At 65.0% G+C, this 14618-nt stretch carries 15 protein-coding genes; 11 read left to right on the top strand and 4 right to left on the bottom strand.

The window, feature by feature from the left end; all coding sequences use genetic code 11:
* Window positions 1-158: 158 nt before the first annotated feature.
* The 3 genes from AC51GR_RS24905 to AC51GR_RS24895 form a co-directional block, all read right to left on the bottom strand.
* Window positions 159-1148, bottom strand: a complete 990-nt coding sequence (locus AC51GR_RS24905) for a LacI family DNA-binding transcriptional regulator (protein ID WP_496327368.1) — start codon at window positions 1146-1148, stop codon at window positions 159-161.
* Window positions 1149-1301: 153 nt separating this feature from the next.
* The gene (locus tag AC51GR_RS24900) at window positions 1302-2912 is read right to left on the bottom strand and encodes an FAD-dependent oxidoreductase (protein WP_496327367.1); all 1611 of its coding nucleotides are present in this window, start codon (window positions 2910-2912) and stop codon (window positions 1302-1304) included.
* A gap of 106 nt (window positions 2913-3018) precedes the next feature.
* Window positions 3019-4566, bottom strand: a complete 1548-nt coding sequence (locus AC51GR_RS24895; RefSeq protein WP_496327366.1) for an AMP-binding protein — start codon at window positions 4564-4566, stop codon at window positions 3019-3021.
* A gap of 355 nt (window positions 4567-4921) precedes the next feature.
* Here AC51GR_RS24895 and AC51GR_RS24890 point away from each other — a divergent pair, with 355 nt between their 5' ends.
* The 5 genes from AC51GR_RS24890 to AC51GR_RS24870 are packed head-to-tail and all read left to right on the top strand — an operon-like array spanning window position 4922 to window position 9847.
* Window positions 4922-6292 carry a cytochrome P450 gene (locus tag AC51GR_RS24890; protein WP_496327333.1) on the top strand — a complete coding sequence of 457 codons (1371 nt, stop codon included), beginning with the start codon at window positions 4922-4924 and terminating at the stop codon, window positions 6290-6292.
* Window positions 6289-7389, top strand: a complete 1101-nt coding sequence (locus AC51GR_RS24885) for an amidohydrolase family protein (RefSeq protein WP_496327332.1) — start codon at window positions 6289-6291, stop codon at window positions 7387-7389. Before AC51GR_RS24890 ends, AC51GR_RS24885 begins: the two co-directional genes overlap by 4 nt.
* A gap of 10 nt (window positions 7390-7399) precedes the next feature.
* Window positions 7400-8545 carry an amidohydrolase family protein gene (locus tag AC51GR_RS24880; protein ID WP_496327331.1) on the top strand — a complete coding sequence of 382 codons (1146 nt, stop codon included), beginning with the start codon at window positions 7400-7402 and terminating at the stop codon, window positions 8543-8545.
* Window position 8546: 1 nt separating this feature from the next.
* Complete coding sequence (locus tag AC51GR_RS24875; RefSeq protein ID WP_496327330.1) at window positions 8547-8954, top strand: Rieske (2Fe-2S) protein; 408 nt, start codon at window positions 8547-8549, stop codon at window positions 8952-8954.
* Window positions 8951-9847, top strand: coding sequence for an alpha/beta fold hydrolase (locus AC51GR_RS24870; RefSeq protein ID WP_496327329.1), 897 nt, complete (start codon window positions 8951-8953; stop codon window positions 9845-9847). Before AC51GR_RS24875 ends, AC51GR_RS24870 begins: the two co-directional genes overlap by 4 nt.
* Window positions 9848-9864: 17 nt before the next feature.
* Here the strand turns inward: AC51GR_RS24870 and AC51GR_RS24865 are convergent, their stop codons facing one another.
* On the bottom strand, window positions 9865-10338 hold the full coding sequence (locus tag AC51GR_RS24865; protein ID WP_496327328.1) for a hypothetical protein: 474 nt from the start codon (window positions 10336-10338) through the stop codon (window positions 9865-9867).
* Between the two features lie 72 nt (window positions 10339-10410).
* Between AC51GR_RS24865 and AC51GR_RS24860 the strand changes: the two genes are divergently transcribed.
* From AC51GR_RS24860 to AC51GR_RS24835, 6 genes are all read left to right on the top strand, one after another.
* The gene (locus tag AC51GR_RS24860) at window positions 10411-11739 is read left to right on the top strand and encodes an NADH-ubiquinone oxidoreductase-F iron-sulfur binding region domain-containing protein (protein ID WP_496327327.1); all 1329 of its coding nucleotides are present in this window, start codon (window positions 10411-10413) and stop codon (window positions 11737-11739) included.
* Entirely contained in the window at window positions 11736-11966 is a 231-nt protein-coding gene (locus AC51GR_RS24855; RefSeq protein ID WP_496327326.1) for a ferredoxin, read from the top strand. The genes AC51GR_RS24860 and AC51GR_RS24855 overlap by 4 nt, the downstream gene beginning before the upstream one ends.
* Before the next feature lie 45 nt (window positions 11967-12011).
* Window positions 12012-12662, top strand: a complete 651-nt coding sequence (locus tag AC51GR_RS24850; protein ID WP_496327325.1) for a TetR/AcrR family transcriptional regulator — start codon at window positions 12012-12014, stop codon at window positions 12660-12662.
* A complete protein-coding gene (locus AC51GR_RS24845; protein WP_496327324.1) occupies window positions 12659-13138 on the top strand; it encodes a hypothetical protein in 480 nt (159 codons plus the stop codon). The genes AC51GR_RS24850 and AC51GR_RS24845 overlap by 4 nt, the downstream gene beginning before the upstream one ends.
* 64 nt (window positions 13139-13202) lie before the next feature.
* Window positions 13203-14006 (top strand): Rv1363c family protein, encoded by an 804-nt coding sequence (locus tag AC51GR_RS24840; RefSeq protein ID WP_496327323.1) that lies wholly within the window; start codon window positions 13203-13205, stop codon window positions 14004-14006.
* Complete coding sequence (locus AC51GR_RS24835) at window positions 14003-14614, top strand: Rv1363c family protein (RefSeq protein WP_496327322.1); 612 nt, start codon at window positions 14003-14005, stop codon at window positions 14612-14614. Before AC51GR_RS24840 ends, AC51GR_RS24835 begins: the two co-directional genes overlap by 4 nt.
* Window positions 14615-14618 lie beyond the last annotated feature (4 nt).

Raw genomic sequence — 14618 nt, 5'->3', positions numbered from 1 at the left:
ATTTCAACTTGTTGCCAGGCCGGTTGTGGACTGATTCGAGCTTTGCACTGACTCGAGCTTTTGAACTGCTGGTGAGCTTACACGCGTAAGTGACTGACGTCACCGAATTTGCGGAGTTGATTCATCAGGCGATTTCAGAGGTGTTCGACCAGGCGTGATCAGGTCGATTGACGCCGGATCAACTCAAAGACGTTCGCACTGCTGGGATCCTCCTCGGGCTGATACCCGAGCTCACGCATCATCGCAGCCACGGCCGCGTCGACGATCGCACCGGCATGGATCTTCACGGTGGTCAGCGGCGGGTTGCTCACCGGCCCCAGGGTGCTGGCCTCACCACCGATGACCGCAATGTCCTGCGGGCACCGCAAACCCGCCTCACGCAACCCGTGGAGCACCACAAACGCCGCCTCGTCGCTCGCGCCGTAGATGGCGGTCACGCCGCGGTCCGCCCACTCGGTGACAATTGCCGCCGCATTCGAGCCACTGGGATCGAACGACCCGGTCGTGACCTCGGGAAGCCCTCGCTCTCGGGCGGCCGCACGAACACCGTCACGACGAAAACCGTTCAGTGCCAATTGCTTGGGCACGTCGATACCGGCAAATGCCAGGTTGCTGTGGCCCTTGGAGATCAGGTGGTCGACCACCAGCTCGCCCACGGACAGGTTCAGCGAATCGAATCCCGTCAGGTGGGTACTGACCACGTCGATATGCCGGATGCCGGCGGCTTCGACCACCGCACGGGCTTCGCCGGACAACGGAAAGATGCTGGTCACCGCAATCGGGTTCAGATTCGCGATCGCGCCGCTCATACTCGCCGGATCCCTGGTCTCGAACTGCAGCGAGACCACCACACCGTGCTTGGCCAACGCCGTGGTCAGGCGGCTGCCGACCTCGATCGGCAGCTCACTGAGCGCCATGCGGGGCAGCACGTACAGCACCACGCCACTGCCGCCCACGGCAAGATTCCGGGCCGCCAGGTTGGGCCGGTAACCGAGCGTCTCGGCGGCGTCCCGCACGACCGCCTGGGTCTGGGCGGAGATCTTCTGACCGGCGACGTTGTTCAGGACGTAGCTCACGGTCGCCGGAGAAACCTTGGCCAGGCGGGCGACATCGGCTTTTGTCGGCCTCGACGGCCCCTTGACGCCCACTGCCACCTCCGGCCTCACGCTCACGTTCGCCACCGTGGCCCACCTGGCGCGGGTGCGCCGGCAGGGGGTGCCTGTGAGTGCGAGATTATCAACACCCGGGCCGCCGCGCCGTCCACGGCTCTGCCGAAACCGGGCGAATCCGGCAGCGCGCGCCTACAGCGATGCGCCGGTTGCAGCGCGGTGACCTGCACGAAGCCCCCAGACCATGCCGGGCCCGATCGTCCCGCCTGCGCCGCCGTACGCGCGTCCGGTCACCCCCGCCATGGCGTTGCCGACCGCAAAGAGTCCGTCGATCACCCCGCCATCGACATGCAGGACCCGCGCATCACGATCGGTCCGTGGCCCACCCTTGGTACCCATGGCACCCACCGTCGCCGGGACGGCATAGAAGGGCCCGGTGTCCAGGGGTCCGAGGGTGCGCCCGGCGACGGTCGGCGCGTTCTCGTCACCCCACCATCCGTCGTAGGCACTCGAGCCCCGGCCGAAGTCCGGGTCCACCTCGGCGGCGACATTCCGATTCCACTGGGCCACCGTTTTCTCCAGCCCGTCAGAATCGATTCCCACCTTCGTGGCGAGTTCACGTAAATCCCGCGACTCCGAAAACCATTCTGGAACCGCGTCTTTCGGATCAACTCCCAAAAAGCCGAAGCGCTTGAAATGCAAAGCGTCGAACACGATCCAGCCGGGGTCGTTGACGTAACCACCTTTCGGGTCCAGATAATGAAACGCTCCGGCCATCGAATTGTATTCGGACGCCTCGTTGACAAACCGCTCACCGGCACGGTTGACCATGATGCTGCGCGGGCGGGTGCGCTCGAGCCGAACGCTTCGGCTGCGTGGTCTGCCCTCGATCAGATCACCCGGGATCCGGACGATCGGGACCCACCAGGCCTCACTCATGTTCCCGAGGTCGGCGCCGAGTGCCATCGCCATCCGAAGCCCGTCTCCGGTGCCGTTCGGCGGTGACACCGGACCATGCATCGGACCTCGAAGGTACGCCTTGACCAGCGACCGATCCCATTCGAAACCCCCGGTCGCCAGGACGACTCCCCGTCGGGCCCGGACCGCAAACTCCTTGTCGCCCTGCACCATCTGCACGCCGGCCACCCGCCCGGATTCAGTGATGAGTCGACGTGCGCGGACACCGGTCTCGGGGACGACCCCGGCATCGAGCAATCCTCGGAGCAATCCACCGATCAGGGCGGCACCGGCGACGCAGATACTCGACGAGTCCGAAACATCCACGGATGCATTGAGCCTGGCCCGGGTCTCGGCATCAAAACCGACGTTGCTCCAGTCCGCGGGAAAGGTGGTGATCCGATCCTTCCACTCCCCCAGTCGATTGAGATCGAAAGGGATCGGACTCAGCGAACGCCCACCCGACGGCCGACCACCGGGCAATTCCGGTTTGTAGTCCGGGAAGCCGTCCGCGATCTCGAACCGGAGCGCGCTGTGCGCCTCGACGAAGTCGACCATCGTCTCCCCGGTGCGGACGAAGTCCTCGACGAGGTCGTCATCCATCGAGTCCAGCGACTGCGCCCGCAGGTAGCTCAGGGCATCGGCGACGGTCAGCTCGCCATCGGGACTGCGGTGATGCGCCGGTATCCAGGCGATCCCACCCGAGACCGCACTCGTACCACCGACGGTTGCCGCCTTGTCGTAGATGACCACCGAGGCACCGGCGTGCGCGGCGGACAACGCCGCCGTCATCCCGGCGGCGCCCGTCCCCAGGACGAGGACGTCGACCTCACGGTCATATGACACTGGTTCCGTTGCGGCGGTGCGCTCGCCGACCGGACGTTCGTGGATGTCTGACACGAGATGTCCTCTCACCTGGTTGGCGACAATGGCGCCATTGATGTCGTCATGATCAGTGCGTTTGCTGCGATTGAAATAGATTCTGGCGTCGAATCAAATGCTTTTGGACTTTCCCACTCGGGGTCCTGGGAAAGTCGGCCAATTCGGCTATTTGTTCCGGCCATTTGTGGCGGACAACCCCACATTCATCGAAATGTGAACGGACATTCTCCATGGCCGGGAGTTCATATCCTTCGCGGACGCGAACGACGGCGGCAGCGTGCTCACCGAGCCGCCGATCAGGGACGGCAACCACTGCGGCCTCGGCAACCGCAGGCATCCGCAGGAGCACTTCTTCGAGTTCGAGGGCGCTGATGTTCTCACCACCCCGAATGATGAGGTCTGCTTTTCGGTCGGTGATGGTCAGGCACCCATCGGCGTCGATCACCCCGATATCGCCCGTCCGGTACCACCCATCGCCGTCGAATGCCGAGGCGGTCAACGCGTCGTCGGTGTACCCCGCAAACAGGTCCGGACCTCGACTGAAGATCTCACCGTCATCGGCCACCCGGACCTCCACACCCGGCATGGGACGTCCATCGGTCATCAGCCGGAACCGCTGCGGGGCGTCGAACGGGGAACCGGTGATCGACGGATGTTCGGTGCTCCCATACGCGCGGAACGCGACTATTCCGAGGTCGGTGAGGCGTTGCATCAGAGCCGGGGACACCGCGGCTCCACCGAGACCGACATATCGAACGTGTGCGAGATGTTCAGTGGTGAAGTCGGGGTGATCGAGCAGGCTGGTCACGAAGTACGGTGGCCCGCCGCCCACCGACAAACCGTCACGCTGCATCAATGCCAGAGCCCGGCCCGGATCCCAGACATCCATGAGGTTCACCGGCCGGCGATCGAGCACCGGTATGAGGAGCGCACCGACCATCCCGATGAAGTGGCCCACCGGAGTCGCCGTCAGCGCAGCGCCGGTGTCCTGGGCGTTCTGGGCCACCAGCTGCCGGGTCTCGCAACCGAGTGTCTGATGGCTGTGGATCACACCTTTGGGCGCGCTGGTCGTCCCCGAGGTGAATGCGATGAGCGCCGGGCCGTCCGGATCGACCGGAACTGCACCGGCCATCGGATCGTCGGCCAACAGCTCGTCGAAGTCGCGGCCGACCAGACCGACGATGGGCACGTCGGCCGCAACCTCCGGCTCATGGACCAACCGGCCGAATCGCTCCGCGGTGATGAAGACCGTCGGCTGGGCGACCGCCAGGATGTACTCGACCTCACGGCGTCCGTAGATGTGGACGATCGGCACGACGACGGCGCCGAGCAGGCTCGATGCCCAGAAAGTGGCGGCGGCCTCCATCCAGTTCGGCAGTTGAAAGGCCACCACGTCACCGGGCCCGACGCCGCGCGAGCGCAGACCGCCGGCGAGCCGGCGGGCGATCGATTCGACATCGGCGAACGTCCCCGACCACGGCCGGGCGTCGGAATGCACGATGAACGAGAGGTCCTTGGCGTCGGCCAAACCCGTGTCCAGCATCTGCCCGATGGTCTCCCCGCTCCACCACCCTTCCGCCTCGTAACGAGCGCGCACATCGCCTGGGATCTCCCGCATCATCGACGCTCCACTCCTTGTGTCGAGACCTTCGCCGGTGGCGAAAGAGGACCGACCACGGACAGATGAATTCAGTACGAATGTCCCAATATCGGCCGAAATCAGCGCTTTCCGGCGGACTCACTCACCCCTGCCCAGCCGGTCGCGGATGACCAAAAACCTTGTTGCAGAATCGACCGTAGAGTAGCATTCTCGCAAACCACAAGATCGTTCTTCCGGAATGAAATAGCATTCCTGATACCGGGGCGGCTTCGGCCCGAGGCCCTTCGATAAAAGTTACCGAGACGTACAGATCGGTGTTTACGAATAGATCTGATTCACTTTCGACACTGTGACGTAAGGAAGGACATCTCACGTGAGCGCCGAACAATCGACAGAGCAATCCACCGGCGGCCCGACGACGCGGAACGGCTTGCACTTCGATCGCCACACCCCCGAGTACCGACTCCAGTTCGAGTCGATCACCTCCGAGATGCATCAGAAGTGCCCGCTCGCCTGGACCGAAACCTACAACGGACATTGGGTGGCCGCGGGTAACAACGAGGTCTTCGAGCTCGCGCGCTCCCCCTTCGTATCGAACGACAACGACATCAACGGAATTCGCAAGGGGTACAGGGGAATCAGCATTCCCACACCCGAGCACGAAATGATCGCCCGGGGCGGCATGCTCGAGATGGATGAGCCCGAGCACCACCACTACCGCCAGATCCTCAACCCGTACCTCTCGCCCGCGGCGGTGAAGCGATGGGAACCGTTCATCAAAGAGGTGGTCGACGCCAGCATCGACGAAAAAATCGAAAGCGGGACAATCGATTTCGTGGACGATCTGGCCAATGTGGTGCCCGCCGTACTCACGCTGGCGATGCTCGGTGTGCCGCTGGACAAGTGGTCCATCTACTGCGAGCCGGTGCACGCCTCGGTGTACACGCCGGTCAACTCGCCCGAGGCGGTCCGGGTTTACGAGCTTTATCAGGAAATGGCTCTGGACCTGATGTCCAACGTGGCCGAGATCCGCGAGAACCCGCGGCCCGGGCTGATCCAGGCGCTGGTCGACATGCGGATCGACGGGGAGCCGGCACCGGACCTCGAAGTACTCGGAATGCTCGGTCTCATCATCGGCGGCGGGTTCGACACCACCACAGCCCTGACCGCACATGCCCTCGAGTGGCTCTCGGAGAATCCCGGCGAACGGACCCGCCTCAGTCAGGACCGCGACGACCTCTTGAATCCGGCCACCGAGGAATTCCTGCGATACTTCACCCCGGCGCCCGGCGACGGACGAACCATCTCGAGTGACTGCACCTTCGCTGGCGCCGACCTCAAAGAGGGTGAGCGGCTGTGGCTTTCGTGGGCGATGGCCAATCGGGACCCCGAGGTCTTCCCCGAACCGAATACCATCCAACTCGACCGCGGGGCCAACCGGCACTACAGCTTCGGCCTCGGGATCCACCGCTGCATCGGATCCAACGTCGCACGAACGGTTTTCAAGTCGATGCTCCTCGCAGTACTCGATCGCATGCCCGACTACAAGTGTGATCCCGATGCGGCCGTCCACTACGACACCATCGGTGTCATCCAGGGGATGCGCCACCTACCTGCGACGTTCACGCCGGGCCCCAAACTCGGCCCGGGTCTGGACGAGACCCTCGCCAAACTCCAAAAACAGTGTGCTGAACAGGAACTCGCCGCACCGGTCACCACGGTCCGAGAGAAGAGCAAACGATGAGGGTCAACCCGGACGGCACCACCACGCCCGTCATCGACGCCAGCGTGCACATCTTCTTCACCTCGAACAAAGACATGCGTGGCTTCCTGCGAGAACCGTTCAAGAGCCGCGGCATCCCCGACGCCGAGATGGATTGGTACGGCGCGCCCGGTGGTGAGTATGCGCCCGGCACCCGTGGTCCGGGCCGCGGGTATCCGGGCTCAGACCCGGCACTGGTCGCCGGGCACCTGTTCGTCGACCGCGGTGTCGACATCGCCATCCTGCACCCGATGACCCGCGGCATCCTTCCCGACCGGCACCTGACCAGTGCGGTGCTGGCCGCCCACAACCAGATGATGGTGTCGCGCTGGCTCGAGTCGGCAGAGTTCGGGGATCGCTTCCGGGGAACGATCCGGATAAATCCCGAGGATGTCACCGGGGCCCTCCGCGAAATCGACCGCTGGAAAGATCATCCCCGGGTGGTCCAGCTCGGTGTCCCGCTGCAGTCGCGCGAGCTGTACGGCAAACCGCAGTTCTGGCCGATCTGGGAGGCCGCGGCGGATGCAAACCTGCCGGTGGCAGCTCATATCGAGACCGGCGAGAGCATCGCGTTCCCCCCGACCCCGTCGGGTCATGCCCGGACGTACGAGCAGTACCTGGGTTTCATGGACCTGAACTACATCTATCACCTGATGAACATGATCGCGGAGGGCGTTTTCGAACGGATCCCGGGATTGAAGTTCGTGTGGGCCGACGGCGGCGCCGACCTGCTCACGCCCTTCATCTGGCGGATGGACACGTTCGGCCGCCCGCATCTCGAGCAGACGCCGTGGGCTCCGCGCATGCCGAGCGCCTATCTACCCGGGCACGTCCACTTCGTGCAGAGCAGCATCGATGGCCCCGGCAACACCGACTTCGCCGGAGAGTGGTTCGGCTACACCGGAAAAGACGACATGGTGATGTTCGGTTCGAGCTATCCCCATTGGCACTGCAACTCATTGGAGGCGTTGCCCGACTCGTTGAGCGTCGAACAGCGCGAGAAGCTCTGTTGGCAAAATGCCGCCGCTCTCTACGGCATCGACGTCTGCGCCGCACTGACGGCACCAGAGACCGCGTGAAGGAGAAGCCATGACCACCAGCGAGATCCGCGAGCACACACCCGATACCGAGATGATCCCGGTCCGGGTCGTCGACTCCGACGTCCACCCCGTTCCGCGGCGCGGCGAGCTGATCGACCACATCCCGGAGCCGTATCGCAGCGAGTACTTCCTGAGCCACCGGGTCGGGGACACGATCATCTACGACGCGCCCGACTACGCGCACTCCTACGCGATGCGGGTCGACTCGTTCCCGGCGGACGGGGAATTTCCCGGCAGCGACCCCGAGTTGGCCTTTCGCCAGCTCATCATCGATGCCGGTTCGGACATCGCGATCCTGGAACCGTCCGTCAAGGCCACGCGGCTCCCCGAAACCACCGCGGCGCTGGCGACCGGCGTCAACAGCTGGTTGGACGCCCACTGGCTCGACTCCCACAACAACTGGCACCAGCGCTGGCGGGGTTCGATCTGCGCCGGCATCGACGATCCCGCGGCCGCCGTCCGGGAAATCGAGAAGTGGGCCGGGCACGAGTACATGGCCCAGATCCTCATCAAGGCCGAACCACGCCCGGCGTGGGGTAATCCCGCCAACGACCCGGTGTGGGCGACCGCGGTCAAATACGACCTCCCGGTCAGCTGCCATCTGGGCCGCGGCGCGTTCGAGACGATGCCCATGCCGCCGGTGGGGTTCCCGAGTTACAACCACGATTTCATGGTCACCTACTCCCTCCTGGCCGCGAACCAGATCATGAGCCTGATCTTCGACGGGGTCTTCGATCGGTTCCCGGCGCTGCGAGTGGTGTTCGTCGAGCACGCGTTCACATGGATCCTGCCGCTGATGTGGCGGATGGATGCAATCTTCCAGGCCCGCAAGTCGTTCATGTCGATCACCCGCAAGCCGTCCGAGTACGTGAAGGAACACATCAAGTTCACCACCCAGCCGCTGGACTACCCGGAGGACAAGACCGAACTGACCCGCGCCTTCGAGTGGATGGAGGCCGACAAGATCCTGCTGTTCTCCTCGGACTATCCGCACTGGACGTTCGACGACCCCCGCTGGCTGGTCAAGCACCTCCCCCGGCATACCCGCGATGCGGTCATGTTCCGCAACGGCATCGAGACCTACCACCTGCCGGAGTTCGTCCCGGCCCTCGAGAATCAGGTCAGGGTGTTCTGAGATGTCAGAGGAGACGACACCGGCCGATGCCACATCAGCCCGGCTCGCGCAGGGACGTGAGCACGTGGTCGCCACGGTGGCCGAGATCCCGCCGGGTAGCTCGAAGGTTGTCCCGATCGGGCGTCACGGTGTCGGTGTCTACAACGTCGGCGGCACCTTCTACGCCATCGCCAACTACTGCCCCCACGAAGGCGGTCCGCTGTGTTCCGGCCGGGCCCGCGGGCGCACCATCGTCGACGACAGTGTGCCTGGCGATGCGGTGATGGTCCGCGACCTGGAGTTCATCTACTGCCCCTGGCATCAGTGGGGCTTCGAATTGTCCACCGGGACAACCGCGGTGAAGCCCGAGTGGAGCATCCGGACCTACCCGGTGCGGGTCGTCGGCGACGACGTGCTCGTCACCGCATGAGCACGGGAGAAACGTTGTCCAGTCCATCCGTCATGGAAATCAACGGCGGCAACGTCGTCTACGAAATCCTCGGTACCTCGGACGAACTCATCGTCCTGACCCCGGGTGGCAGGTTCGGCAAAGACATCCCGGGCCTGCGCCCGCTGGCTCAGGCACTCGTCGACGGTGGCTACTCCGTCCTGCTGTGGGATCGCCCGAACTGCGGAGCCTCCGACGTCCAGTTCTATGGCCGGTCCGAATCCCACATGCGCGCCGAGACACTCGCGAAACTACTGAACGGGCTCGGTCGCCGGCCGTGCATACTCGCCGGCGGATCCGGCGGCGCCCGGGACTCGATGGTGCTGACCATTCTCTACCCGGAACTGGTGAGCAAACTGGCCCTGTGGAACATCGTCGGTGGTATCTACGGAACGTTCAATCTCGGTGCGCACTATGTACTTCCGAGCCTGCAGGCAGTCCGCGGACTTGGCGCCGAAGGTTTGCTTCGGCTCCGCGAATGGCGTGACCGGATCGAGGAGAATCCGGCCAACAAGCAGCGATTGCTCGACCTCGACCCGGACGAGTTCGTGAAACTCTCGCTGCGGTGGCTCGGCAGCTACGTCTCGAAGCCGGGCCAGACGATCCCCGGAGTCGAAGACGAGTTGTTCGACCGCATCACCGTTCCCACCCTCATCATCCGGGGCGGGGAGAACGACCTCGACCATCCCAAACGCACCTCGCTGGAGGTCAGCTGCCTGATCAGAGGTTCCGTCCTGATCGATCCACCGTGGCCCGAAGATGCCTGGGAACGTGCGATGGAAGACCGCGCGTCGGGTAGATCCAACGGCTTCAACATGTTCGACACCTGGGTCCAGGCCGCTCCGGCGATCCTGAAGTTCCTGGCGGACTCATGAGCCGCGGAGCGGTGCGCTCACACCGGCCGGATGTGGACCTCGCAGTTGAGGGAGGCCTCGAGCGCGGTATGTATGCGGCTCTCGGGAATCCGGTCGAGATCGCTTTCCCGGATGCGGACAACCACCACATCCCAGCCATCGGGTCCGGGTGTTCTGTCGATGTCGGCGGTCAGCCCGAAGCCGGCGAGCACGCCGTGGGCATCGTCGTCGGTTCCCCGGCTGATGAAGGTCACCACCCCGGCACGCGGAGCCACCCGGAACACCCGCTCGCACAACTCGAGTCCTTGCCGATGCAGAACGCCGGGGTCGTCCCCGGACATCAGGAGCTCGATCTCGCGGCGGCCGGCCGCGGCCGACACGAGATCGATGTCGATCAGCTCGGCGCCCAGATGCGCCGCACCGGACCGGAGCTGCGCCATGCCCGCCGTTAGCTGCCGGCCGGTGAGCACACCGTCGGGATCGACGTTGATCCGTAGCACTGCCGTTCTCATGCGGGTGAGCCTAGCCGCGGATTGTGGTGACGGTCGACGGATACCCCAACGCGGCCAAGAGAATCGAGGGACATGAGCACCACTCCCACCGATGTGCCGACCGGCCGCCCGACACAGATCGAGACGGTGGTCGCACCCGGGCTCGCGCCGCGCCTCCTGCACGCCGGTCGTGGATCCACCGAGATCGAGGATCTGACCGACTACCGCCGTGGCGGTGGGTACCGGCCGCTCGACAGCCCGGACACCCTGCTGCGCGAGGTGGACGAGTCGGGGCTGCGCGGTCGCGGCGGTGCCGGATTTCCGATGGGCATCAAACTGCGGTCGGTCCGCGATCACGGTCGACGCGCAGGCGAGGCCATCGTCGTCGCCAATGGTGAAGAGGGCGAGCCCGCTTCGGTCAAAGACCGCTGGTTGATGCGACACCGCCCCCACCTGATCCTCGACGGACTCCGGTTGGTGGCCAGCATCGTCCGCGCGCATCGGGGCCACGTCTACGTTTCCGACCGCGACGCGGCCGCCACCATGGACCGCGCGCTGATCGACGCCGCCGACCTGCTCGGAGACCTCGAACTCTCCGTCTTCACCGTCGAGCCCGGATACGTGGCCGGCGAAGAGACCGCTGCGATTGGCGCCATCAACGGCGGACCGGCCAAGCCGAGCGACAAGCCGCCCCGTCCGTTCGAACAGGGCGTCGGTCAGATGCCGACGCTCGTCAGCAATGTCGAGACACTGGCACACATCACGTATATCGAGCGTTCTGGGGGCGCGGCGTTCCGGACCATCGGGACCACCACCTCGCCCGGCACGTTTCTGGCCACGGTCACCGGCGCCGGCACACCGGCCGTCCTGTACGAGATCCCGCACGGACTGCCGGTCACCGACCTGCTGGCGCTGCACGGCGTGGCACCGGACCGGGTTCGCGGCGTGCTCATGGGTGGTTATTTCGGTGGGCTCCTGAATCGAGACGTCCTGGGCGGCAACCTCGATCACGACAGCGTCCGTGCACTCGGCGGCGGACTCGGTTGCGGCGCCGTCTCGCTGCTCACCGACGAATGTCCGGTCGCGGTCGCAGCGTCGGTGATGAGCTACTTCGATCGGGAGAACGCCGGACAGTGCGGGTCGTGTTTCAACGGCACCGCGGCGATGTCGGCTGTCCTCGATGCCCTCCGCGATGGTGTGGCGGGCAAGGACGATCTCGCCCGCCTGCAGCGGTGGTCGGTGGTTCTCCGCGGACGCGGTGCCTGCGCGACGCTGGACGCCGCCACCAACGTCGCAGGCACCCTGCTGGCCTTCTTTCCGGACGCAGTGGACCGTCACCGATCCGGACGGTGCGCCACCTGCGACGCCTCGCCCTATCGGGCCCGGCGGCCATTCGCAGCAGAGAACGGAGAAGGACTGTGAGGATTCGCCTGGACCGCACGCTCTGCGACGGATTCGGCACCTGCGCAAGGCATGCGCCCGAATACTTTTCGCTCGACGACTGGGGCTACGCATCCCTCGTCGGAAACGGCGAGGTCCCGCCTGCCGACCGCGATCAGGTCATGCGCGCACTCATGGACTGCCCCGCACACGCGATCATCGAGATGACAGAGGCACGAGCAACCGGGTCCGACAGAACCGCGAAGTGAATTGCCCCTTGTGTGGCACAGTCTGCCAGTGGCACACTATGCCATGTGACCTCCGCCACACCCAGCAGTGCGGAACTGCCCCGGTACCAGCCCCGATCCACCGAGGAACGTGCCGAAAAGACCCGGCGCGCAATCGTTGACGCCGCACTGGCCGCATTCCGAATCCACGGATACGAGGCAACAACCATGGGCGCGATTGCCGCCCTCGCCGGCGTCTCGCCACGCAGCCTCTACCGGCACTACGGGAGCAAGAGCCAACTCTTCGCCGAGACCGTCGCGCTTCGCTCCGAGGATCTGATGACGTACTTCGTCGCCAATCTGGAACGAATGCCGCTGCGGGAGGCGATCCTCGATGCCGCCTGCGGGGCGACCGTCGATGCGAACGAGGAGAACCGTGAGCTCTTGCACATGGCGACCACCGAACGCGAGATGTCCCGTTTCCTCCACGTGACCACCCAACGGATGATGCCGCGTCTGGCCGACATCCTGCGTACCGCCGCCGGAGTCGACGCCGAGAACGCGGAGCCGATCGTGTGGGAGACCCGCGCAGCCGCGCTCATCGGCGCGTTGACGTGCGGTTTCGGACACTGGGCGGCAACCCCGGATTCGGATGTCCGAGAACAGATTTCCCTGGCGGTCGACACCGTCGTGCCCATTCTGCAGCCCACGTCCGGGACCGAGGAGTCAATCCGATGAGATATCAGCTCAATGTCGTGGCCCGCAGCATCACCGACGTGGTCCAGCACGCCGGAGGACTCGTATACGACCGGGTGATGGCGGGCTGGGACGTCACCGTGATACTCACCGACCGATGCGACACCCGGCCGGTGCAGATCCTCGGGGCAGATGTCGCCGACCTCGAAAGAGCCCTTGCCACCGGCGGTCTGGGCCGCCGTCCGCAGGCTCTTGCCATAGCCGCCGATCTGTTCACGAGCGATGACCGGATTCACGGAGGCGTGGTGAAGGCGCTCGCGGGTGGCAACGTAGAGGTGTCTTTCTGGGGCGATCGGTGGCCGCTCGATTCCGCCTCCGGCTCCGGCACCGTTGTCCACCGATTGAGCTTCGCCGCGCAGGCCTTCAAGTCGCACGCGCTGACCGCGGCGGCCCTACCCGGTGACATGGTCGATTACACCGAGGTGTTCCACAGCAGTGCCGGGCAACCGGCCGCATGACCATCCGCTCGAGCCCGATCAACCCGTTCACCACCGAAGAGCCGAGGCCCGCCGGGAGGGCACGATGAGCAAAGCCGATACCACCGATCTGGCAGTTCTGGAAGCCGAAGCACTCGCCGAAGCCGCCGAGGCCAGCGCGGTCGCGGCACGTGCCCGCGCCCGAGCCGCCCGACTACGACGCGAGTCCGAGTCGGAACCCGAGCCCAAGCCCGAGCCCAAGCCCGAGCCCGATCCGGCCACGATCGAAACACCGGCCGCGACGGACGATGATGCCGATGCAACCGGCACGGCCACAGCTGATCCGCCTGATGCCGAGTCGGACGATGATGCCGATGCCGCGCAGAAGCCATCCCGCACGTTACGGTCGCGGCTCCGACTCCGTCGGCCGGGCAAGAGGCTCACCGCAATGGTGCTTGCGGTCGTGGTGATCGTCGCAGCGCTGAGCGTCAGTGGGTATTTCGTCTGGCAACACCGAGAGGTGGCCGACACACAGGATCTCGAAGCCGAGTTCGACGCAGCGGCGCGGCAAGGCGTGGTCACGCTCACCTCGCTGGACTTCAATCAGGCACAGGCCGATGTCCAACGAGTGCTGGACAACTCGACCGGCGCCTTCTTCACCGAATTCCAGACGCGCGCCGATGATTTCACCAGCGTGGTCCAGCAGTCGCAGGTCACCACCAAGGGGCAGGTCAACGCTTCGGCCGTCGAGTCGATGACAGACGATTCGGCGGTGGTGCTGGTGGCGGCGACCTCCGAGGTCACCAATGCCGCCGGCGCCAAGGAAGAATCCCGGGCCTGGCGGCTCAGTGTCACCGTGACCAGAGCCGACGGGGAACTGAAGATGTCGAAAGTCGAGTTCGTCCCATGAACGAATCAAGCAAAACGGTGACCCTGACCAAAGAGCACCCCGGTCCGGACGTCGCCGACCCGGAGAACCAACAGTCGGCGCGCCGCTCGCCGTCACGGTTTCGCTCGTTACCGGGTATCGGATCGAGGCCCGGACTCAGTACCGTGGCACTTGTCCTACTGGTGGTCGCATCGTTGATCACCGCCGCTGCCGCATACTTCTTCCTGTACGCCCCGGACAAGCACTCCGATTCAGGCGCAAAGGAATCCGCGATCGCGGCAGCCGGTTCCGGCACCGTGGCACTGCTGTCGTACTCACCCGACACACTCAGCGATGATCTCGCCACCGCCAAAACCCATCTCACCGGCGAGTTCTTGACCTACTACACCGAGTTCACCGACAAGGTCGTCGCACCGGCAGCCCAGGAGAATTCGGTGGACACCCAGGCCGAGGTCGTCCGGTCCGCCGTGTCGGACATCGACAAAGACTCGGCAACGGTCCTGGTGTTCATCAATCAGACCACCACCAGCACCGACAAACCCGATCCGGCATCGACCGCCAGCAGCGTCCGGGTCGCGCTGACCAAAGTCGATGGCACCTGGAAGATCTCGGCTTTCGATCCGGTCTGATCAC

The sequence above is a fragment of the Williamsia sp. z71 genome, assembly GCF_059553375.1.
The sequence above is the reverse complement of the archived record's forward strand: the minus strand, read 5'-3'. Positions and strand labels throughout refer to the sequence as shown.